The following is a 24,828-nucleotide window of genomic DNA, read 5'->3' on the forward strand; positions in this document are numbered from 1 at the left end:
CCGCGCTTTAAACCGGGCCTCCCAGGCACTTACGCGACAGCTGAAAACGGACTTTCTCCTCAACCGTATCCGACTCAAAAAAGCAGGTTACCCCCATGCAGTTCAGCAAATTATTGGCAGCTCTTTCCACCCACCCGATCCGCCTGCAAATGGAAGACGGCGACCTGATCATCCTGGGTGACGACGACGCGCTGGATGACGCCCTATGGGACCAACTGATCGCCCACAAACCCCAACTGCTCGACCTCGTCGCCCAACACGGCGGCGACTGGCTCAGCCCGGCCTATCGCATCACCCCTGCCATGCTGCCCCTGGTCAACCTTGACCAGCCGGCCATCGACCGCATCGTCGCCGGCATCCCCGGCGGTGCGGCGAATGTGCAAGACATTTACCCCCTGGCCCCGCTCCAGGAAGGCATGCTCTACCACCACTTGTCCGCCCACCAGGGCGACCCCTATGTGCTCCACGCGCAGTTCGTGTTCGACAGCCGCGCCCGCCTTGAAGCCTTCGCCGAGGCCCTGCAATGGGTTATCGACCGCCACGATATCCTGCGCACCTCGATGGCCTGGGAACGCCTCGACGAACCCCTCCAGGTGGTCTGGCGCAAAGCCTCGCTGGTCTGCGAAGAAGCCCTCCTCGACGGCGATGCACTGACCCAACTGCAAGCCCGCTACGACGCCCGTAATTACCGCATGGACCTCGGCCAGGCGCCGCTGCTGCGCCTGGTGTTTGCCGAAGACCCGCGTAACCAGCGGGTGGTCGCGATGCTGCTGTTTCACCACACCATCCTCGACCACACCGCCCTCGACGTGGTGCGCCGCGAGATCCAGCTGCACCTCGCCGGCCAGACCGAACAGGCCGGCGCACCGGTGCCGTTTCGCAACTACATCGCCCAGGTCCGCCACGGTGTCAGTGAGCAGGCCCACGAGGCATTCTTTCGCGAGATGCTCGCCGACATCGACGCGCCCACCTTGCCGTTCGGTCTGCAGGATGTGCAGGGCGATGGCCATGGCATTGATGAAACCCGCATCGCCGTCGACAGCGATCTGAGCCGTCGCCTGCGGGCCCAGGCAAGACCGTTGGGCGTCAGCCCGGCCAGTGTGATGCACCTGGCGTTGGCCCAGGTATTGGGCAAGGTCTCCGGCCGCGAAGCCGTAGTGTTTGGCAGTGTGATGCTCGGGCGCATGGGCGCAGGCGAGGGCTCCGATCAGGCCCTGGGCATGTTCATCAACACCCTGCCGCTACGGGTCGATGTGGGTGCGCAAAGCGTGCGCGACGGGGTGCAAACCACCCACAAGCGCTTGACCGAATTGCTCAACCACGAACACGCATCGCTGGCCCTGGCCCAACGTTGCAGCGGTGTGGCCGCCCCCACGCCGTTGTTCAGTGCGATCCTCAACTACCGTCACAGCGATGCCTCGGACACTCAGGCCGTGATCGACATCGCCGAAGGCATCCAGGTGCTGGGCGCCGAAGAGCGCACCAACTACCCGCTGACGGTCAACGTCGATGACCTGGGCGAGGGCTTTGCCTTCACCGTGATGGTGGACGCTTCCATCGGCGCCGCGCGTGTTGCCGATTACCTGCATACCGCCCTGGAAAACCTGGTGCTGGCTCTGGAACAGACGCCAGACGCACCACTGCACAGCCTGAGTATCCTGCCCGCCGCCGAACGCCAACACCTGCTGCACGGCCTCAACGCCGATACCGGGGACTACGCCGATTCAGCCCTGATCCACCAGCAAGTCGAAGCCCATGCTGCCAGCCATCCCGAAGCCGTCGCGCTGCGCTTCGAGCACGAACGCCTGAGTTACCGCGAGCTGAACGAGCGCGCCAACCAGGTCGCGCACTGCCTGCTCAAGCACGGCATCCGCCCCGACGACCGGGTAGCGATCTGTGTCGAGCGTGGCCTGGAAATGATCATCGGCCTGTTGGGTATTCTCAAGGCTGGCGCGGGCTACGTGCCGATCGATCCGGCCTACCCGCTGGACCGCATCCACTACACCCTGCAAGACAGCGCGCCGTTGGCGGTGCTGGTGCAGGACAATACCCACCACCTGGTGGGTGACGTCACACCGATTGATCTCAACAGCCTGCAGCACGAGCCCATCGTTAACCCCAACGTCGCGCTCAGCCCGTCGAGCCTGGCCTACGTGATCTACACCTCCGGCTCCACCGGCCTGCCCAAGGGCGTGATGATCGAACACCGCAACGTCGCGCGGCTGTTCAGCGCCACCGAGCACTGGTTCACCTTCAACGCGAATGACACCTGGGCGCTGTTTCACTCGTTTGCCTTCGACTTCTCCGTGTGGGAAATCTGGGGAGCGCTGATGCACGGCGGGCAGTTGCTGGTGGTGCCGCAACTGGTCAGCCGCTCGCCGGACGAGTGCTATGCGCTGCTGTGCGAAGCCGGTGTGAGCATCCTCAACCAGACGCCAAGCGCGTTCCGCCAGTTGATCGCGGCACAGGGCCGCAGCCAGCAGTTGCATTCGTTGCGCCAGGTGATTTTCGGCGGTGAAGCCCTGGAACCGGGCATTCTCAAGCCGTGGTACGCCCGGGTGACCAACGCCGGTACGCGCCTGGTCAACATGTACGGCATCACTGAAACCACCGTGCACGTGACCTACCGTGCGTTGGAGGCGGCGGACGCACAGTTGGTGGGCGTGAGCCCGATTGGCGTGCGCATTCCCGACTTGCAGTTGTATGTGCTGGACGCCCGCCGCGAGCCGGTGCCGATGGGCGTGGTGGGGGAGTTGTACGTCGGCGGTGCCGGCGTGGCGCGGGGGTATCTCAACCGCGACGAGCTGACCGCCGAGCGCTTTCTGGCGGACCCGGCGACCGGCCAGCGCCTGTACAAGACCGGTGACCTCGGCCGCCTGCTGGCCGACGGCAGTGTCGAGTACCTGGGGCGCAACGATGACCAGGTGAAGATCCGTGGTTTCCGTATCGAACTGGGGGAGATCGAAGCGCGCCTGGCCACCTGTGACGGCGTGCGCGAAGCCGTGGTGATCGCCCGCGAAGACGAGCCGGGCGACCAGCGCCTGGTGGCGTACGTGATTGCCCAACAGGGCCGCACGCCCACTGCCGCCGAACTGCGGGATCACTTGCTGCAGTCCCTGGCCGAGTACATGGTGCCCAGCGCCTTCGTGCTGCTCGACACGTTCCCGCTCACCACCAACGGCAAGCTCGACCGCAAGGCCTTGCCGGCGCCCGACGCCGAAGCCCTGGCCCGTCGTGGTTACGAAGCGCCACAAGGCAGCGTGGAAACCGCGATTGCCCACCTGTGGCAAGACCTGCTGAAGGTCGACCGGGTCGGGCGCCAGGACAACTTTTTCGAGCTGGGCGGCCATTCGCTGCTGGCGGTCAAATTGATCGAACGCATGCGCCAGCTGGAACTGAGCGCCGATGTGCGGGTGCTGTTCGGCCAGCCAACGTTGGCTGCGCTGGCCGCTGCGGTAGGCGGGCAACATGAAGTGCAGGTGCCGGCCAACCTGATCAGTGAGGCGACCCAACGCATCACCCCGGACATGCTGCCGCTGGTGGACCTGGACCAACAAGCCATCGACCATATCGTCGCCAGTGTCCCGGGCGGTATCGGCAATGTGCAGGACATCTACGGTCTGGCCCCGTTGCAGGCCGGCATTCTGTATCACCACCTGGCGACCACCGAGGGCGATCCCTACGTATTGCAGGTGCAGTTCAGCTTCAACGGTCAGGAGCCGGTCGAGGCGTTTATCCGTGCGCTGCAAAGCGTGATCGAACGCAACGACATCCTGCGTACCGGCATTGTCTGGGAAGGCCTGGACGAGCCGGTGCAGGTGGTGTTGCGCCAGGCGCTGCTGGTGGTGGAGCAGATTGAGGTCGACCCTTCCAGCGACGTGCTCGCGCAACTGCAACAGCGCTTCGACCCACGCCACTACCGCCTTGACCTGTCCCGCGCCTCGCTGATGCGCTTTGCCTACGCCGAGGATCAGGGCCGCCATGTCGGCATCCTGCTGCTGCACCACATCCTGCTGGACCACACCGCGCTGCACGTGCTGGTGGAAGAAATGAGCGCGAGCCTTGCCGGCCACACCGAGCAGCTGTCGGACGCCGTGCAGTACCGCAACTACGTGGCCCAGGCACGCCTCGGTGTGAGCGCCGCGCAGCATGAGGCGTTTTTCAGCGAGATGCTCGGCGATATCGACGAGCCGACCCTGGCCTTCGGCTTGCAGGACGTGAACCGTGACGGCAGCGGTGTGCGGGAAGCGCACGTGCCACTGGATCCGGCCCTCAGCCTGGGCCTGCGCGAGCAAGCGCGGCAGTTGGGTGTGAGCGCCGCGAGCCTGGTGCACCTGGCGTGGGCGCACGTGCTCGGCCAGGTGTCGGGCCAGGACGATGTGGTCTTCGGCACCGTGCTGCTGGGCCGCATGCAAGGCGGCGAGGGCGCCGACCGGGCGCTGGGGATGTTCATCAACACCCTGCCGCTGCGGGTCAGCGTCGGCCCGGTGGGTGTGCAGGCCGGCGTACGCGCCACCCATACGCGGCTGGCGCAGTTGCTGGGGCACGAACATGCGTCCCTGTCCCTGGCCCAGCGTTGCAGTGGCGTGTCCGGTGCGTTGCCGCTGTTCAGCACCTTGCTCAATTACCGCCACAGCGCGCCGGGTGAAGTGCCGGGCGCCAGCCCGTTCGCCGACGCCGGGATCGAAATCCTCAGCTCCGAGGAGCGCAGCAACTACCCGCTGGTGCTCAACGTGGATGACCTGGGCACAGGCTTCGCCCTGACCGTACAAGGCGTGGCCGAGGTGGATGTGCAACGCGTCGGCGACTACATGCTCAGCGCCTTGCGCAACCTGGTGACGGCGCTGCAACAGGCGCCGACCACGCCGCTGCATCACGTGTCGATCCTGCCCGCCGCCGAGCGCCATCAAGTGCTGGTGGACTTCAACTCCACCGCCCGTGCCTACCCGGCTGCGCACACCGTGCACGGGATCTTCGAAGCCCAGGCCCAGACCAGTCCGGACGCGCTGGCAGTGGTGCACGGCCACGTGTCACTGACCTACCGCGAACTCAACCTGCGGGCCAATCGCCTGGCCCACTACCTGATCGATCAGGACGTAAAACCCGGCGACAGCGTGGTCATTGCGTTGCCGCGCTCAATGGATTTGCTGGTCAGCCAGTTGGCGGCCCTCAAGTGTGCGGCGGTCTACGTGCCGCTGGACGTCAACGCGCCGGACGAGCGCCAGGCTTTCATGGTGCAGGACAGCCATGCCAGGTACGTGCTGAATGACCTCGCCGCGCTGAACCTCGACACGCAGCCGACGCACAACCCGAACCTGGCCCAGTCTGCCGAAAGTGTGGCGTACATCATGTACACCTCCGGCTCCACCGGCGCGCCCAAGGGCGTGCAGGTACCGCATCGCGCCGTGACCCGGTTGGTGATCAACAACGGCTACGCCGACTTCAATCACCGTGACCGGGTGGCCTTCGCCTCAAACCCGGCGTTCGACGCAAGCACCCTCGATGTGTGGGCGCCGCTGCTCAATGGTGGCTGCGTGGTGGTGGTCGAGCACGCCACGCTGCTGTCCCAGGCCGCGTTCGCCGCGTTGCTGCAGGAGCAATCCGTCAGCGTGTTGTGGATGACCGCCGGGCTGTTCCATCAGTACGCCGACGGCTTGATGCCGATGTTCCGCCAGCTGCGCTACCTGATCGTCGGCGGCGATGTGCTCGACCCGCAGGTAATCGGCCGGGTGCTTGAGCATGGCGCGCCGCAGCACCTGTTGAATGGTTACGGCCCCACCGAAGCCACGACGTTTTCCACCACGTACGAGATCAAGGCGCTGGGCAAGGGCGGCATTCCCATTGGGCGTCCCATTGGCAACAGCCGCGCCTACGTGCTGGACGCGCGGCAGCAGCCGGTGCCGCTGGGCGTGGTCGGCGAGCTGTACATCGGCGGGGCGGGCGTGGCCAAGGGGTACCTGAACCAGCCGCAACTGACCGCCGAGAAATTTATCGTCGACCCTTTCGGCGATGGCCTGCTGTACCGCACCGGCGACCTGGCCAGTTGGCAGGCGGACGGCACCTTGCTGTACCAGGGCCGCAATGACCATCAACTGAAAATCCGTGGTTTCCGGATCGAACCCGGTGAAATCGAAAGCTGCCTGGCGGGCTTTCCCGGCGTGAAAGACACCGTGGTGCTGGCCCGTGAAGACGAGCCTGGCGACAAACGCCTGGTGGCTTACTACACCGCCCAGGCGCCGTTGGGCATTGATGCATTGCGCGCACACCTGCAAAGCCGACTGCCGGATTACATGGTGCCGTCGGCCTATGTCTGGCTGGAGCTGTTGCCGCTGACGGCGAATGGCAAGCTGGACCGCAAGGGTTTGCCGGCGCCGGATCAGGCGTCGCTGCTCAGCCGTGGTTTTGAAGCACCCGAGGGCGAGGTGGAAACCCTGCTGGCGCAGATCTGGCAGGACGTACTGAAGGTTGAGCGCGTCGGGCGCTTTGATCACTTCTTTGAACTCGGCGGCCATTCCTTGCTGGCGGTGAGCCTGATCGAGCGTATGCGCCAGGCCGGCCTGAGCGCGGATGTACGGGTGTTGTTCAACCAGCCAAGCCTGGCGGCCCTGGCCGCGGCGGTGGGCAGTGGACGGGAAATTGTGGTGCCGGCCAATGGGATTGCGCCGGACTGCCAACGCATCACGCCGTCGATGCTGACCCTGGTCACGCTCGACCAGCCGGCCATCGAGCGCATTGTGGCCACGGTGCCCGGCGGCGCGGCCAATGTGCAGGACATCTACCCGCTCGCACCGTTGCAGGAAGGCATTCTTTACCACCACATCAGCGCCGAACAGGGCGACCCTTATTTGCTGCAATCGCGCATGGCATTTGACAGCGTCGAGCGTTTGCAGGCCTTTATGGGCGCGCTGCAAAAGGTCGTGGCGCGTCACGATATCCTGCGCACCGCCGTGGTGTGGGAAGGCCTGGACAGCCCGGTGCAAGTGGTCTGGCGCCATGCCGAGCTGGTGGTGCAGAACGTTGCGCTGGACCCGGCCGACGGCGACGTGATCGAACAACTGCATGCGCGCTTCGATGCCCGCCACTATCGCCTGGACCTCACCCAGGCGCCGCTGCTGCGCATGGTCTATGCACAGGACCCGGCCAACCAACGCGTTGCAGCCATCCTGCTGTTCCATCACCTGGCGCTGGACCACACCGCCATGGAAGTGGTCGGCCAGGAAATGCGTGCGTTCCTGTTCAATCAGGCCGATGCATTGCCGGTTGCGGCACCGTTTCGTACCTACGTGGCTCAGGCCCGTCTGGGTATCAGCGCTCAGGAGCACGAACAATTCTTCCGGGAAATGCTCGCCGACATCGACGCGCCCACGCTGCCCTTTGGCGTGCAGGATGTGCAGGGCGATGGCCGGGACATTGAAGAGGCCGAACGGCCGGTGGACGCGGCATTGGCGCTGCGGGTTCGCGAGCAGGCCCGGCAACTGGGGGTCAGCGCTGCGAGCGTGATGCACCTGGCGTGGGCCCAGGTGCTCGGGCGGGTGTCGGGCCGTCAGGACGTGGTGTTTGGCACCGTCTTGATGGGTCGCATGCAAGCGGGCGAGGGCGCCGACCGGGCGTTGGGCATGTTCATCAACACCTTGCCGTTGCGGGTGGAAGTGGGCGCCAGTGCCGTACGCGCCGGGGTCAAGGCGACCCACACCCGGCTCAGCGCACTGCTCGGCCATGAACATGCGTCCCTGGCGCTGGCCCAGCGTTGCAGCGGTGTGCCCGCCTCGATGCCGTTGTTCAGCGCCTTGCTCAACTACCGCCACAGCACCCCGGGTGAAATGGCCCGCGACGGCCAGGGTATCTGGGAAGGCGTGCAGTTGCTCGGCGGCGAAGAGCGCAGCAACTACCCGCTGACCTTGAGCGTAGACGACCTGGGCGCGGGCTTCGGCCTGACGGTGCTGGCCCTGGAGTCCATCGGTGCGCAGCGCTTGTGCGACTACATGCACAGCGCATTGGAGCAACTGGTGGCCGCCCTTGAGCAAACCCCGGAAACGCCGCTGAATCAGCTGCCGGTCCTGCCGGCCGCCGAACGCGAAATGCTGCTGCGCACCTTCAACGCCAGCGTGCGCAACTACCCGCAAGGGCAGACCCTGCACGGCGCCTTCGAAGCCCAGGCCGAACGCCGGCCGCACGCGATTGCGCTGATCCAGGATGGCCAGCCACTGACCTATCAGGCCCTCGACCAACGCGCCAATCAACTGGCCCACCATCTGCTGGGACTGGGTGTGCAGCCCGACGATCGCGTGGCGATCTGCTGCCGACGTGGCCCGCAGATGCTGGTGGGCCTGCTGGCGATCCTCAAGGCGGGCGCCGCCTACGTACCGGTGGACCCGGCTTACCCGGCCGAGCGCATCGCTTACCTGCTGCAAGACAGTGCCCCGGTCGCGGTACTGGCCGAGGAGAGCACCCGTGGCGTGCTCGGTGATGTCGCCATCGTCGACCTGCACGGCACTTACGCCAACGCGACCCGTCCCCACGTCGCCGGCCTGACCCCGGCGAATCTCGCCTACGTGATCTACACCTCCGGCTCCACCGGCCAGCCCAAAGGGGTGATGGTGGAGCATCGCACCGTGGAAAACCTGGTGCATTGGCACTGCGAAGCCTTTGACCTGCATGCTCATAGCCACACCAGCAGCGTGGCCGGGTTCGGTTTTGACGCGATGGCCTGGGAAGTCTGGCCGGCGTTGTGCATCGGCGCGACCCTGCACCTGCCACCCGCCAAGGTGGGCAATGAAAACATCGACGAACTGCTGGCCTGGTGGCTGGCACAGCCGCTGGACGTGAGCTTCCTGCCCACGCCGGTGGCCGAGTACGCCTTCAGTCAGAACCTGGAGCACCCAAGCCTGCGCACCCTGTTGATCGGCGGTGATCGCTTGCGCCAATTCAGTGTCGAGCGACGTTTTGCGGTGATCAACAACTACGGCCCCACCGAAGCCACGGTGGTCGCCACCTCTGGCCGCGTGCACGCCGGCCAGGCGCTGCATATCGGCAAGCCGATGGCCAATGCCACGGTGTACCTGCTCGATGAGCAACGGCGCCCGGTGCCGGTGGGCGTGGCCGGCGAGCTGTATGTGGGCGGCAGCGGCGTGGCCCGCGGGTACTTGAACCGCCCGGAGATGACCGCCGAGCGCTTCCTCGACGACCCGTTCAACCCGGGCCGTATGTACCGCACCGGTGACCTGGCGCGCTGGCTGCCGGACGGCAACATCGAGTACCTGGGCCGCAACGATGACCAGGTAAAAGTCCGTGGTGTGCGTATCGAACTGGGGGAAATCGAAACCCGCCTGGCCGCCGTCGATGGCGTCAAGGACGCCGTGGTACTGGTGCGCGATGGCCGGTTGGTGGCCTGGTTCACCGAACATGCTCCGCTGGACATCGAAACCCTGCGCGCCGAGCTGCATGACCAGTTGCCCGAGGCGATGGTGCCGGTGGCCTACGTAAAACTCGACAGCTGGCCGCTGACCGCCAACGGCAAGCTCGACCGCAAGGCGCTACCGGCGCCGGATCAGGCCGCCATGCTCAGCCGTGACTACGAGGCACCGAGCGGCGAAGTCGAAACCACTTTGGCGCGGATCTGGGCCGAGGTGTTGCAGGTGGAGCAGGTCGGGCGCCATGACCATTTCTTTGAACTGGGCGGCCATTCGTTGCTGGCAGTGAGTTTGATCGAGCGCATGCGCCAGGTCGGGCTGAGCGCCGATGTACGGGTACTGTTCAGCCAGCCGACACTGGCTGCCCTGGCAGCAGCCGTGGGCAGTGGTCGGGAAGTGGTGGTGCCGGTGAATTCGATCCCGGCCGATTGCCAACGCATCACGCCGTCGATGCTGTCGTTGGTGGCGCTTGATCAGCCGACCATCGACCAGATCGTCGCCAGCGTGCCGGGTGGCGCGGCCAACGTGCAGGACATCTATCCGCTGGCACCGTTGCAGGAAGGGATTTTCTATCACCACATCAGTGCTCAGCAGGGCGATCCGTACCTGCTGCAATCGCACCTGGCGTTTGACAGTGTCGAGCGTTTGCAGGCGTTTGCCCGGGCGTTGCAGTCGGTGATCAACCGCCACGATATCTTGCGTACCGGCGTGGTCTGGGAAGGTTTGCAACAGCCGCTGCAAGTGGTGTGGCGTGAGGCCCGGCTGTCGGTGCAGGCGGTACGGGTGGGCACCGGTGATGTGCTCGCGCAGTTGCATCGCCAGTTTGATCCTCGCCACTACCGTGTGCCGATGTCCGAGGCGCCGCTGGTTCGCCTGGTGTACGCCGAAGACCCGCTGCAACAGCGGGTGGTGGCTATCTTGCTGTTCCACCATATCGCCCTCGACCACACGGCGCTGGACGGCGTGCGCCACGAGATGCAAACCAGCCTGCTGGGCCTGCCCGGCATCACGGATGTGGCCACGCCGTACCGCAATTACGTGGCCCAGGCGCGCCTGGGTGTGAGTGAGCAGGAGCACGAAGCGTTCTTCCGCGAGATGCTGGGTGACCTCCATGAGCCGACGCTGCCTTTCGGCCTTCAGGATGTGCAGGGCGATGGCAGTGCCATCGAGGAAGCCCGTGAAGGGTTATCGCCAGACTTGACCCGGCGCCTGCGGGCTCAGGCGCGGTTGCTCGGCGTCAGCACGGCCAGCCTGTTCCACCTGGCCTGGGCGCAGGTCCTGGCCTGCACGTCGAGCCAGGCCAGCGTGGTGTTTGGCACGGTGCTGCTGGGCCGGATGCAGGGCGGCAAAGGCAGCGACCGGGCGCTGGGGATGTTCATCAATACCTTGCCATTGCGGGTGGACGTCGGCGGCATCGGTGCGCGTGCGGCGGTAAAGGCCACCCATGGCCGACTGACCACGTTGCTGGGGCACGAGCATGCGTCCCTGGCACTGGCCCAGCGTTGCAGCGGTGTGGCGGCGCCATTACCGTTGTTCAGCGCCATGCTCAACTATCGCCATAGCGACAGCCAGCAAGCCCCGGTATCGCCGGCCTGGCAGGGCATCGAAACCCTGGCCAGCGAGGAGCGCACCAACTACCCGCTGACCCTGAACGTGGATGATCAGGGCGACGGTTTCCGGTTGACCGCGATGACTCCCGCGCAGATCGGCGCGCAGCGGATCTGCGGTTACATGCAGGCGGCGTTGCACGGCTTGGTCGAAGCGCTGGAGCACGCCCCGCAACGGCCGCTGGATCAGCTGTCGATCCTGGGCCCGCAGGAGCGCGAGCAACTGCTGTCCGGGTTCAATGCGACCGAGGTTGCCTACAACCTCGATCAAACCCTTCACGGCCTGTTTGAAGCCCAGGTTGAACGCACGCCCGATGCACTGGCGGTGAAGGCGGGTGACCAACACCTGAGCTATCGCGAGCTGAACGAGCGGGCCAATCAGTTGGCCCATCATCTGCGTGATCAAGGAGTGCAGCCCGATTCGCGGGTGGCGATTTGCGTCGAGCGTGGCCTGGAAATGGTCGTCGGCCTGTTCGCCATTCTCAAGGCGGGCGGCGGTTATGTGCCGCTGGACCCGGCGTACCCGCTGGAGCGAATCGCCTACATGCTGCAAGACAGCGCCCCGGCGGCGGTGCTGGTGCAGGGTGACACCCGCTCGTTGCTGGGTGAGGTGACGGTGCCCGTGGTGGACCTGGGCCGGAACACCTGGCAGCACCAGCCTGCTTCCAACCCTCAGGTTCCAGGGTTGACCGCGCAGCATCAGGCCTACGTGATCTACACCTCCGGCTCCACCGGCCAGCCCAAGGGCGTGATCAACGAGCACGCGGGGGTGGTCAACCGCCTGCTGTGGATGCAGGACGCCTACGGCCTGACCGCCCGCGACGCGGTCTTGCAGAAAACCCCGTTCAGTTTCGACGTGTCGGTGTGGGAGTTCTTCTGGCCCTTGTTCACTGGCGCGCGGTTGGTGATGGCGCGTCCCGGCGGGCACAAGGATCCGGCGTACCTGTGCGAAGTCATCGAGGCGGAGCAGATCACCACCTTGCACTTCGTGCCGTCGATGCTCGATGTGTTCCTGGCCCATGGCGATGTCAGCCAGGGCGCGGGGCTGCTGCGGGTGATGTGCAGCGGTGAAGCCTTGCCGGGCAGCCTGGTGCGTCGCTTCAAGCAGCAGCTGCCAGGGATCGGTTTGTACAACCTCTATGGCCCGACGGAGGCGGCGGTGGACGTGACGGCATGGAACTGCGCCAGGCCCGTGGTGCCGGACAACACCCCCATCGGCAAGCCGATTGCCAACACCCGCATGTACCTGCTGGACGCCCGCTTGCAGCCGGTGCCATTGGGGGTGGTGGGCGAGCTGTTCATCGGTGGCGTCCAGGTCGCTCGCGGCTACCTGCACCGCCCGGAACTCACGGCTGAACGCTTCCTCAAGGACCCGTTCAGCGCCGGCCGCCTGTACCGCACCGGTGACATCGGGCGCTACCTGCCGGACGGCAATATCGAGTACCTGGGCCGCAACGACGACCAGGTGAAAATCCGTGGCCTGCGCATCGAACTGGGGGAAATCCAGGCGCGCCTGACCGAATACCCGCAGGTCAATGAAGCGGCGGTATTGGCCCGGGACGAACGGCTGGTGGCGTATTACACCGGCGTGCAGGCCGATATCGAACACCTGCGGGCGCACCTGCTGGCGCGCTTGCCGGATTACATGGTGCCGGCGGTGTTTGTGCATCTGGAGGCCTTGCCCCTGAGCCCCAACGGCAAGCTCGACCGCAAGGCCCTGCCGGCGCCGGGTGTGGAGTCGCTGATCGTGCGTGAGTACGAGGCGCCGGTGGGCGACACCGAAATCTTGCTGGCGCGGCTGTGGGCCGAGCTGCTGAAGGTGGAACGGGTAGGGCGCTTTGACAACTTTTTTGAACTGGGCGGGCACTCGTTGCTGGCCGTCAGTTTGATTGGACGCTTGCGTCAGGAAGGCATGGAAGCCGATGTGCGGGGCCTGTTTGAACAGCCAACCCTGGCCGGCTACGCCGCAATTACCGAACGAATGGAGATCGTCCTGTGAGCATCATCGAACTGTTGGCGACACTCAAGGCCAAGGACGTGCAACTGGCGCTCAAGGGCGACCAGCTGTCGGTGCAGGGCAACAAACAGGCCCTGAGCGACCCGGCCCTGGTGGCCTCGCTGCGTGAACACAAGCCCGCGCTGATCGAGCTTATCCAGGCCGGCGAATACTCGGCCACCAAGGCCGGTGAAGTGGAGGTGCCGGCCAATGGCATTCCCGTGGGCGCCCAGCGAATTACCCCCGCGATGCTGACGCTGTCGAGCCTGAGCCAGGCCTCGATCGACCGGATCATCGAGACCGTCGACGGTGGCGTCGCCAACGTGCAAGACATCTACCCGCTGGCGCCGCTGCAGGAAGGCATTCTTTATCACCATGTGAGTGCCGGGCACGGCGACCCGTACATCATGCAGTCGCAGTTCGCCTTCGACAGCCTTGAGCGTTTCAAGGGGTTTGCCCAGGCGTTGCAGGGCGTGATGGACCGCCACGATATCCTGCGCACCGCCGTGATCTGGGAAGGTCTGGAGGAACCCTCGCAAGTGGTGTGGCGTACGGCCCGATTGCCCGTGCAGGTGATAGAGCTGAACCCTGCCGACGGTGATATCGCGGCCCAGTTGCATGCACTGTTTGATGGCCGGCATTACCGCCTGGACGTCACCCGTGCACCGCTGGTGCGGCTGGTCGGTGCGTGGGACGCAGCCCGCCAGCGCATGGTCGCCTTGCTGTTGTTCCACCACATGGCCCTGGACCACAGCGCCCTGGACGTGGTGCGCCACGAAATGCAGGCGTACTTGCAGGGCCGCGCGGATCAGTTGGGCCACGCGGTGCCGTTTCGCAACTACGTGGCCCAGGCGCGCCTGGGGGTCACTGAACAGCAGCATGAAGCGTTCTTTCGCGAGATGCTCGGCGACATCACCGAGCCGACCCTGCCATTTGGCTTGCAGGATGTGCAGGGCGACGGCCAGGATATTGCCGAAGTCGATTGGCCGTTGCCGTCGGCGCTCAACCAGCAACTGCGGGCCCAGGCGCGCCAGTTGGGGGTCAGCGCCGCCAGCCTGTTCCATGTGGGCTGGGCACAGGTGTTAAGCGCCTTGGCAGGCAAGGCGCAGGTGGTGTTCGGCACGGTGCTGATGGGCCGTATGCAGGGCGGTCATGCCACGGACCGGGCCCTGGGGATTTTTATCAATACCTTGCCGTTTCGGGTGGATGTCGGCCCCGAGGATGTGCGCGCCGGGGTCAAGGCCACCCACGCCCGGCTGACCACTTTGCTGCGTCATGAGCATGCCGCCCTGGCCCTGGCCCAGCGTTGCAGTGGCGTGGCCGCGCCGACGCCGCTGTTCAGTGCGTTGCTCAACTACCGCCACAGCGGCGCGGGCACCAGCACTGAAGCGGTGTCAGCGTGGCAAGGCATCGAGATTTTGAGTTCCGAGGAGCGCACCAACTACCCGTTGACCCTGAGTGTGGATGATGTGGGGGACGGTTTTATCCTGCGCTTGCTGGCGAGCACCCAGGTTGATCCGCAGCGGGTGTGCGGTTATCTGCAAACCGCTTTGGAAAACCTGGTGCAGGCGCTGGAACAGGCGCCCGCCACCCCTCTGAACCGCCTGTCGGTGTTGCCCGAGACCGAGCGGCGGCACTTGCTGGAGCAGCTCAACGCTACAGCCGTCGACTTCCCTCAGGGCACCACCCTGCACGGGCGCATCGAAGCGCAAACCCTGCGGACCCCGGACGCGGTGGCTGCGGTGTATGAAGGCCGCCAGCTGACCTACGCCGAACTGAATCAACAAGCCAACCTGCTGGCCCATCACCTGCTGGCACTGGGGGTGAAACCCGACGACCGCGTGGCCATCGTGGCCCGGCGCGGTCTGGACACCCTGGCCGGGTTGCTGGCGATCCTCAAGTCCGGCGCCTGCTACGTGCCGGTGGATCCATCGCATCCGGCCGAGCGCCTGAGCTACCTGCTTAACGACAGCGTACCGGTCGCGGTGCTGACCCAGCAGGCACTGCTGGAGCGCCTGCCCGCGCTCGACGTGCCGGTGATCAACCTGGACCGCTTCACCTGGCATCACCATTCGGCCAGCAATCCGCACGTCGCGGTCACGCCGTCCAGCCTGGCCTACGTGATCTACACCTCCGGCTCCACCGGCCTGCCCAAGGGCGTGATGGTGGAGCACCACACCGTGGCCAACCTGGTGAACTGGCATTGCAGCGCGTTTGACCTGTGTGCAGGCCGGCATACCGCCAGCGTCGCCGGGTTCGGTTTTGACGCGATGGCCTGGGAAGTCTGGCCGGCCTTGTGTGTGGGCGCGACCTTGCACCTGCCGCCGGCCCACGACGGCGCCGAAGACATCGACGCGCTGCTGGACTGGTGGCGCGCGCAACCGCTGGACGTGTGCTTCCTGCCCACCCCGGTGGCCGAATACGCGTTCAGCCAGAACATCGAACACCCGACCCTGCGCACCTTGCTGATTGGTGGCGACCGCCTGCGCCAGTTCACCCGGGCCCAGCGTTTCGAGGTGATCAACAACTACGGCCCCACTGAAGCCACGGTGGTTGCCACCTCCGGCCGGATCGAGCCCGGGCAGCCGTTGCACATCGGCAAACCCGTCGCCAATGCCACGGTTTACCTGCTGGACGAACAGCAGCGCCCGGTGCCGCTGGGGGTGGCCGGTGAGCTGTATGTGGGCGGCAAGGGCGTGGCGCGGGGTTACCTCAACCGCCCTGAAATGACTGCCGAACGCTTTCTGGATGACCCGTTCAGCCCGGGCCGCCTGTACCGCACCGGCGACCTTGCGCGCTGGTTGCCGGACGGCAATATCGAGTACCTGGGCCGCAACGACGACCAGGTGAAAATCCGTGGTGTGCGCATCGAACTGGGGGAGATCGAAACCCGCCTCAACCAGTTGCCCGGTCTCCAGGAAGTGGTGGTACTGGCCCGTGAAGACCAACCCGGCCAGCCACGGCTGGTGGCTTACTTCACCGAAAATCCGCAGTTCGAGGCCCTTGAGGTGGGCGAGATTCGTGCCCATCTGGTGGCGCATTTGCCGGATTACATGGTCCCGGTGGCCTACGTAAAACTCGACGCATTGCCCCTGACCGCCAACGGCAAGCTGGACCGCAAGGCCTTGCCAAAACCGGACTTGGCTGCCGTCTTCACCCGCGAATACGAGGCGCCCCACGGCGACATCGAAACCGTCCTCGCGCAGATCTGGGCCGAGGTGCTGCAGGTGCAGCGCGTCGGGCGCCAGGATCATTTCTTCGAACTGGGCGGCCATTCGTTGCTGGCCATGCGCATGGTGTCCCAGGTGCGTCAGCAACTGGGAGTCGACCTGGCGTTGGGCGAGTTGTTCGCCAATCCCGAGCTGGCAGCGGTCGCGCAGGTCTTGGCCCAGTCCGGGCGCAGCACTTTGCCGGATATCCTGCCGGCACCTCGCGACACGGTCCTGCCGTTGTCGTTTGCCCAGCAACGCCTGTGGTTTCTGGCGCTGATGGAAGGGGCCAACACCGCCTACAACATCCCCATCGGCCTGCGCCTGCGCGGGCAGTTGCATGTCGACGCGCTGCAACGGGCTTTGGCACGGATCGTCGCGCGGCATGAGACCTTGCGCAGCCGTTTTGCCCAGCAGGACGATGACGCCCAGGTGCTGATCGTGCCGCCTGAAGAGGTGATGCCCCTGCAAGTGCAGGACCTGCGTCGTCACCCCGAAGCACAACAAGTGCTGGACGCGTTGATCCAGGGCGAAGCCTCGGCACCGTTCGACCTGCAACGCGGCCCGCTGCTGCGTGGGCGCCTGGTGATCATGGCGGACGATCATCACGTGTTGCTGCTGACAATCCACCATATCGTGTCCGATGGCTGGTCCATGGGCGTACTGACGCGCGAGCTGATGGCGTTGTATCAGGCCTTCAGTCGCGGTGAAGCCGACCCGTTGCCGCCGTTGCCGATCCAGTACAGCGACTTCGCCGTATGGCAGCGCCTGTGGCTCAGCGGCGAAGTCCTGCACCGCCAAAGCAGCTACTGGCAACAGACCCTGGCCGGTGCGCCGGCCTTGTTGATGTTGCCCACCGACCGTCCGCGTCCGGCCCAGCAGGATTACGCCGGCAGCACTGTCGAGGTGCGCCTGGATGAACGCCTGACCGCCGGGCTCAAGGCCCTGAGCCAGCGCCATGGCACCACGCTGTACAGGGTGATGATGACCGCGTGGGCCTCGTTGCTGGCGCGGCTCGCCGGGCAGCAGGAAGTGGTGATCGGGTCGCCGGTCGCCAACCGCCAGCGGGCCGAGGTGGAAGGTTTGATCGGGCTGTTCGTCAACACCCTGGCCGTGCGTATTGATACCTCGGGCGAGCTGAGTGCCGAGGCGCTGCTGGCGCGGGTCAAGGCGCTGACCCTGGACGCCCAGGCCCATCAGGACTTGCCGTTTGAACAGGTGGTGGAAATTACCCGGCCGCTGCGCAGCCTGGCCCATAGCCCGTTGTTCCAGACGATGTTGACCTGGCAGGACAGCGACGCACCGGTGCTGGCCCTCGGCGATTTGAGCCTTGAAGGGATCGTGGAGGACAGCCACTTTGCCAAGTTCGACCTGTCCCTGAACCTCGGCGAGTCCCGGGGCGAAATCCGCGGCACGCTGGAGTACGCGATCGCGTTGTTTGATGAGTCGACGATGCAGCGTTATGTCGGCTACTTCACCCGTGTGCTGCAGGCGATGGTCGATAACGATCAGGCGGTGCTGGAGCACGCGGATTTGCTGGAGGATCAGGAGCGCGAGCACCTGTTGTTCGACTTCAACGACACCGCCGTGAATTACAACCTCGACCAGACCCTGCACGGTATGTTCGAAGCCCAGGTGGAGCGCACGCCCGATGCGCTGGCGGTGAAGGCGGGCACCCGCTGCCTGAGCTATCGCGAGCTGAATCAGCGCGCCAATCAGTTGGCCCATCACCTGCGCGAGCTGGGCGTACAGCCGGATTCGCGGGTGGCAATCTGCGTCGAACGCGGCCTGGAGATGGTCATCGGGTTGTTTGCGATTCTCAAGGCGGGCGGCGGTTATGTGCCGCTGGACCCGGCGTACCCGCTGGAACGTATCGCCTACATGCTCAAGGACAGCGCCCCGGCCGCCGTGCTGGTGCAGGGCGACACCCGTTCGCTGCTGGGTGAGGTAACGGTGCCCGTGGTGGACCTGGACCGGACCACCTGGCAGCACCAGCCGCTGACCAACCCGCAGGTCGACGGATTGACCGCGCAGCATCAGGCTTACGTGATCTACACCTCCGGCTCCACTGGCCTGCCCAAGGGCGTGATCAACGAGCATGGCGGGGTGGCCAACCGTTTGCTGTGGATGCAGGACGAGTACGGGCTCACCGCGCAGGACGCGGTGTTGCAGAAAACCCCGTTCAGTTTTGACGTGTCGGTATGGGAATTCTTCTGGCCGCTGTTCACCGGCGCCCGGTTGGTGATGGCGCGCCCTGGCGGGCATAAAGACCCGGCTTACCTGTGTGAGGTGATCGAGGCGGAGCAGATCACCACGCTGCACTTTGTGCCGTCGATGCTCGACGTGTTCCTGGCCCACGGTGATGTCAGCCAGAGTGCCGGGCTGGTGCGGGTGATGTGCAGCGGCGAAGCCTTGCCCGGCAGCCTGGTGCGCCGCTTCAAACAGCAGTTGCCCGGCATCGGTTTGTACAACCTCTACGGCCCGACTGAAGCGGCAGTGGACGTGACGGCGTGGGACTGCACCGGGCCCGTTACACCGGACAACACCCCTATCGGCAAACCGATTGCCAACACCCGCATGTACCTGCTGGACGGGCAGATGCAGCCGGTGCCATTGGGCGTGGTGGGCGAGTTGTTTATCGGCGGTGTGCAAGTGGCGCGGGGTTACCTGCACCGTCCCGAACTCACCGCCGAACGCTTCCTCAAGGACCCGTTCAGTACCGGCCGGATGTACCGCACCGGCGACGTCGGGCGCTATTTGCCGGACGGCACCATCGAGTACCTGGGCCGCAATGATGACCAGGTAAAAATCCGTGGCTTGCGCATCGAACTGGGCGAGATCCAGGCGCGACTGCTGCAATACCCGCAACTCCACGAAGCCGCGGTGGTGGCCCGGGATTCACGCCTGGTGGCGTACTACACCGGCGTGCAGGCCGACATCGACGCCCTGCGCAGCCACCTGCTGGAACACCTGCCGGACTACATGGTGCCGGCGACCTTCATGCACCTGGATGCCTTGCCGCTGAGCCCCAATGGCAAGCTCGACCGCAAGGCCCTGCCGGCGCCGGGCCTGGAGTCGGTGATCGCCCGGGAGTACGTGGCGCCGGTGGGCGAGACCGAAATTACCCTGGCCGGCCTGTGGGCGGACTTGCTCAAGGTGGAGCGGGTGGGCCGTCACGATAACTTCTTCGAACTCGGCGGCCACTCGCTGCTGGCCGCCAGCCTGATTGGCCGCATGCGCCGGGCCGGGCTGTCGGCGGATGTGAAGGTGTTGTTTGGTCAGCCTACGCTGGCGGCGTTGGCCGCTGCGGTGGGCGGTGGCCGTGAAGTGGCGGTGCCAGCCAATGGCATTGCGGCGGATTGCACGCGGATCACCCCGCAGATGCTGACGCTGGTGAGCCTGGAACAACCGGCCATCGACCGCCTGGTGGCGAGCATTCCCGGCGGCGCGGCCAACGTACAGGACATCTACCCTCTCGCGCCGTTGCAGGCCGGGATCCTGTACCACCACCGCGCGGTGCAGCAGGGTGATGCGTACCTGTTGCAGGCGCAGTTCGCCTTTGCCAGCGTCGAGCGTCTTGAAGCGTTTGCCCAGGCGTTGCAGGCGGTGATCCAGCGCCAGGACATCTTGCGTTCGTCGATGCACTGGGACGGGCTGGAAGAACCGGTGCAAGTGGTGTGGCGCCAGGCGTCGTTGCAGGTCGAGGCGATTGAAGTGGCGGGCGATGTGCTGGGGCATTTGCAGGAGCGCTTCGCTCAGCATCGGCTGGACCTGGCCCAGGCACCGTTGATGCGCCTGGTGTACGCCGAGGACCCGGCCAACCAACGGGTGGTCGCTTTGTTGCTGTTCCATCATGTGGTGATGGACCACGTCGCCCTGGAAGTGCTGCAACACGAAATGCAAGCCTGCTTGCTGGGCCGGTGCGAGCAGTTGGGGGCGGCGGTGCCGTATCGCAACTATGTGGCGCAGACGCGACTGGGCATGCGTGAGGAAGAGCACGAAGCGTTCTTTCGCGAAATGCTCGGTGATATTGATGAACCGACCTTGCCACTCAACGCCGCGGATGAACCGAAGCATGCACGCCTGAGCGTCGACTCGCTGTTGAGCCAGCGCCTGCGTAGCGTGGTGCGTCATCTGGGGGTGAGTGCTGCGAGCCTGATGCACCTGGCCTGGGCTCAGGTGTTGGGCAAGGTTTCCGGGCGCGAGCAGGTGGTGTTCGGCACCGTGTTGCTGGGCCGGTTGCAAGGGGGTGAAGGGGCCGAACGCGCGCTGGGGGTGTTCATCAACACCCTGCCGCTGCGGGTCGATCTGGGTGAACGCAGCGTGCAATCAGCGCTGATTGCGACCCACGCGAGCCTGACCCAACTGCTCAGTCACGAGCACGCACCGTTGACCCTGGCCCAGCGTTGCAGCGCGCTGCCGGCCAATACGCCGCTGTTCAGCGTGCTGTTCAACTATCGCCACAGTGCACCGCACGCCGGCGGTGAGGCCGAGGCCTGGCAGGGCATGCAAGTGCTCAAGGCCGAGGAACGTACCAACTTTGCACTGTCGCTGAGTGTGGATGACCTGGGCGACGGGTTTGCCTTTGATGCGATGGGGCAGGGCGCGCCACGCCTCTGTGAGTACCTGCATGTCGCCCTGGAACAGCTGGTGCAGGCCCTGGAACAGAACGCCGGGGTTGCGATCCGCCAACTGTCGATTCTGCCGTCGTCGGAGCAGGAAAAGCTGCGGGTGGCATTCAACGCCACCCAACGTGAATGCCCTCACGAGCACACCGTTCAGCGCTTGTTCGAAGCCCAGGCCCAGGCGCGTCCGAACGCCATCGCCGTGGTGCATGGCGAGCACGCCTTGAGTTACGGCGCGCTGAACACCCGCGCCAATCAGTTGGCCCATCACCTGCGCACCCAGGGCGTGCAGCCCGGCGACCACGTGGCCCTGCTGCTGCCGCGCTCGGTTGACCTGCTGCTCAGCCAACTGGCGATCCTCAAGTGCGCAGCCGCCTATGTGCCGCTGGACATCAACGCCCCGGCCGAACGCCAGGCGTTTATGGTGCAGGACAGCGGTGCGGTCTGGCTGTTGACCCACAGCCGTGAGTCCATTGATTACCCGGCACGGCGTATCGACCTCGACACCCTGGCGCTGGACCCGCAACCGAGCCACAACCCCGACCTGTCACAGTCCTCGGAGCGCGTGGCGTACATCATGTACACCTCCGGCTCCACCGGCACCCCCAAAGGCGTGCTGGTGCCGCACCGGGGCATCACGCGTCTGGTGATCAATAACGGCTACGCCGATTTCAACGCCCATGACCGTGTGGCGTTCGTCTCCAACCCGGCGTTCGACGCGAGCACCATGGACGTGTGGGGGCCCTTGCTCAACGGCGGCCAGGTGCGGGTGATCGACCATGCCACGCTGCTCGATCCAGGCGCTTTTGGTCGCGCGCTGAAGGCGGGCGGGGCGACGATCCTGTTCGTCACCACCGCGCTGTTCAACCAGTACGTGCAGCTGATTCCCGACGCCCTGGCCGGGCTGCGCATCCTCTTGTGTGGCGGCGAGCGGGCTGACCCGGCGGCGTTCCGCAGCTTGCTGGCCCAGGCGCCGGCGGTGCGCCTGGTGCACTGCTACGGGCCGACGGAAACCACCACCTACGCCACCACGTATGAAGTGCAGGCCCTCGCCGCCGATGCCGAAAGCGTGCCCATAGGCCGGCCGATTTCCAATACGCAAGTCCATGTACTGGACGCGCACTTGCAGCCGGTACCGCTGGGTGTGGCCGGGGAAATCTGCATCGGTGGGCACGGCGTGGCCAAGGGGTACCTGAACCGGCCTGAGCTGACGGCCGAAAAGTTTGTCGATGACCCGTTTGGCGAGGGTTTGCTGTACCGCACCGGTGACCTGGGGCGCTGGTCGGCGGACGGGCTGCTGGAGTGCATCGGGCGTAACGACGACCAGGTGAAAATCCGTGGCTTCCGCATCGAGTTGGGCGAAATCGAAGCACGCCTGGCGACCTGCGTGGGCATCAAGGAGGTGGTGGTGCTGGCGCGGGAGGATGAACCGGGGGACAAGCGCCTGGTGGCGTATTACACCGGCGAGCCGCTGGCCATCGATGTGCTGCGCAGCCACCTGCTGCAGCACCTGCCGGATTACATGGTGCCGTCGGCCTATATCGCGTTGGAAAAAATGCCGCTGACGGCCAACGGTAAAGTCGACCGCAAGGCCCTGCCGGTGCCGGCGCTGGAGGCGCTGGCCAGCCGCGTGTTCGAAGCCCCGGCGAATGAACTGGAGCAGACCCTGGCCCGACTCTGGGCCGAGGTGTTGAGGCTGGAACAGGTCGGTCGGCATGACAGTTTCTTTGAGCTGGGCGGGCATTCGTTGCTGGCGATTCGGCTGGTCAACCTGATGGAAGAGGCGGGGCTGGCGGTGTCGCTGGCGGAGCTGTTCCAGCATGCCAGCGTGGCGTCGGTGGCCACGATGCTCGGCCAGCGCACGGTGTGGGCGCAGGACAGCGCGCTGATCACCGTGCGCGCTGGCGGCAGCCAGCCACCGTTGTTCCTGGTGCATGAGTTCAGCGGCATGGACGTGTACTTCCCGGCGCTGGGCCGGCATCTGCCGGGTGACTACCCGATCTATGGCCTGCCCGGCGCGCCCCTTGGCGAGGTGCAGTTGCAGACCATGGAAGGGTTGGCGGCGCGGCTGGTGGGGATCATTCGTTCGGTGCAACCCCATGGGCCCTATCGCCTGGCGGGTTGGTCGTTCGGCGGGGTGTTGGCCTATGAAGTGGCGATGCAACTGCAGGGGCTGGACGAGCCGGTGGCGTTCCTCGGGTTGATCGACAGCTATGTGCCGCGCATGACCGACCAGGGCAAAGCGCGCTGGGCCGGGCCGGATGCCCTCAAGCGGCATTTGCTGCTGCAGTGCACGGCGTATTGGAAGGCACAGGGAGGTGTGGATGAACTGGCGAGCCTTGAGCAACTGGACGCGGAAATTGGACGGCTGGACTTTGCGGGCTTGCTGCAACGTTGCCGCGATCGGCATCTGTTGTACGCGCAGATGGCGGCGGCAACGGACGCGGATCTATTGAGCTTTATCGAACGGGAAGTCGGGCACGGGCATGCGTTGGCGCATTACAGCCTGTTCCCGATGCCACTCGCGGTGCACTTGTTCAGCGCTGCCGAGCGGCCGACGGAACTGTCGCGGCGCAGCCTGGATTTGGGATGGGATGAGGCGCTGGCCGTGGGCCAATTGCGCCGCATTGAAGTACCGGGGGATCACCAGAGCATGATGCAGGCGCCGCATATCCAGGCGCTGGGGCAGGCGTTGGGCGAGGCCCTGGCGTTGAGTGAGGCACCGGGTGTGGTGGTGCACCAGCCGTTGTTGCGGATCCAGGGCGGGCGCCCCGGGCAGGCACCGATCTTCTGCGTGCCGGGTGCGGGGGACAGCGTGACCGGGTTTGTGGGCTTGACCGAGGCGCTGGGCCGGGACTGGCCGGTCTTTGGTTTGCAGCCGCGCGGGCTGGACGGGGAGGCGGTGCCTCACAGCCAGGTCGAGGCGGCGGCGCGTTGTTATTTGCAGGCGCTGGAGCAGGAGTGCCCGCAGGGGCCGGTGCATTTGGTCGGGCATTCGTTTGGTGGTTGGGTGGTGTTTGAGATGGCTACGCGGTTGCAGGCCCAGGGGCGTGAGGTGGCGTCGTTGACGTTGATCGACAGCGAGGCGCCCGGGGGGAATGGGGTGGTGGGCAGGCCCTATACCACGACGGCGGCGTTGCTGCGGTTGGTGGAGTCGATGCAGATCGCGTCGGGTAAGTCGCTGGGGATTGATGCGGTGGATTTTGCCGGGCGCGATGAAGTGGAGCAGCGGCGGTTGTTGCATGGGGGGATGGTTGGAGTTGGGCTGTTGCCGGCGCGGTCTTCGGTGGACGCAATGGATGGGCCGGCGCGGACGTATGCCTCGGCGTTGCGCACGGTTTATCGGCCTGTTCGGCGGTATGACGGGCCGGTGCGGCTGGTGTTGGCGGAGGATCCGACCCTGGATGCGGCGGGGAATCTGCGGGAGCAGGGGTTGATGGTTGAGGGGTGGCGCCAGTGCACCGGGTCGTTGGAAGTTTGGTATGGCCCCGGGAATCATTTTTCGCTGCTCAAGGCGCCGAATGTGTTGAGTTTGGCGGCTTGGTGGCGGGATGGGGTTTTTGTTGGGGAGCGGGTTTTGTGAGTGTACATATCCGTTTCTGCGGTAACGGCCACTTAGGGTTCCGCTCTTACAGCGGGTCACTTTGGAAAAGCCCCAAAGTAACCAAAGGGCTCTGCCCCGCCTGTCGGCGCCTCGCCAAGGCTCGGCGTTCCCTCACTCCGGCATTGCTCCGCGGGCCGCCGCGACGGCCCGTCCCTGGCCCGTCGCGGCTAAACCGGCGTCCTGCCGGTTTACCCGCTCCTCAATCCCTGCGTTCGGCCTCGGGCTTATTGGGGCAGTCAGAGCCAGATCAAAATCAAAAGCAAGAGCACAGCGGCCTACAGGCCGGCTTGAGTGGTAGGAGCAAAGGCAAGAGCGAAAGCGAAAGCCAAATCTGAAACTGAAACTGATGCAGCTCTGCTTTTCTGTGGGAGCTGGCT

The 24,828-nt window shown here is 65.4% G+C and carries 2 protein-coding genes; both read left to right on the top strand.

The window, feature by feature from the left end; translation table 11 throughout:
- Positions 1-95: 95 nt before the first annotated feature.
- The gene (locus MUM_RS0103920) at positions 96-13,016 is read left to right on the top strand and encodes a non-ribosomal peptide synthetase (protein WP_010167170.1); all 12,921 of its coding nucleotides are present in this window, start codon (positions 96-98) and stop codon (positions 13,014-13,016) included.
- Positions 13,013-24,430, top strand: a complete 11,418-nt coding sequence (locus tag MUM_RS0103925) for a non-ribosomal peptide synthetase (RefSeq protein ID WP_010167172.1) — start codon at positions 13,013-13,015, stop codon at positions 24,428-24,430. The genes MUM_RS0103920 and MUM_RS0103925 overlap by 4 nt, the downstream gene beginning before the upstream one ends.
- Positions 24,431-24,828 lie beyond the last annotated feature (398 nt).

The organism is Pseudomonas sp. PAMC 25886 (genome assembly GCF_000242655.1).
Classification (GTDB): Bacteria; Pseudomonadota; Gammaproteobacteria; order Pseudomonadales; family Pseudomonadaceae; genus Aquipseudomonas.

Coding starts and splice junctions, on each gene's coding strand:
- MUM_RS0103920 (WP_010167170.1), top strand. CDS start 96: ATGCAGTTCAGCAAATTATTGGCAGCTCTTTCCACCCACCCGATCCGC.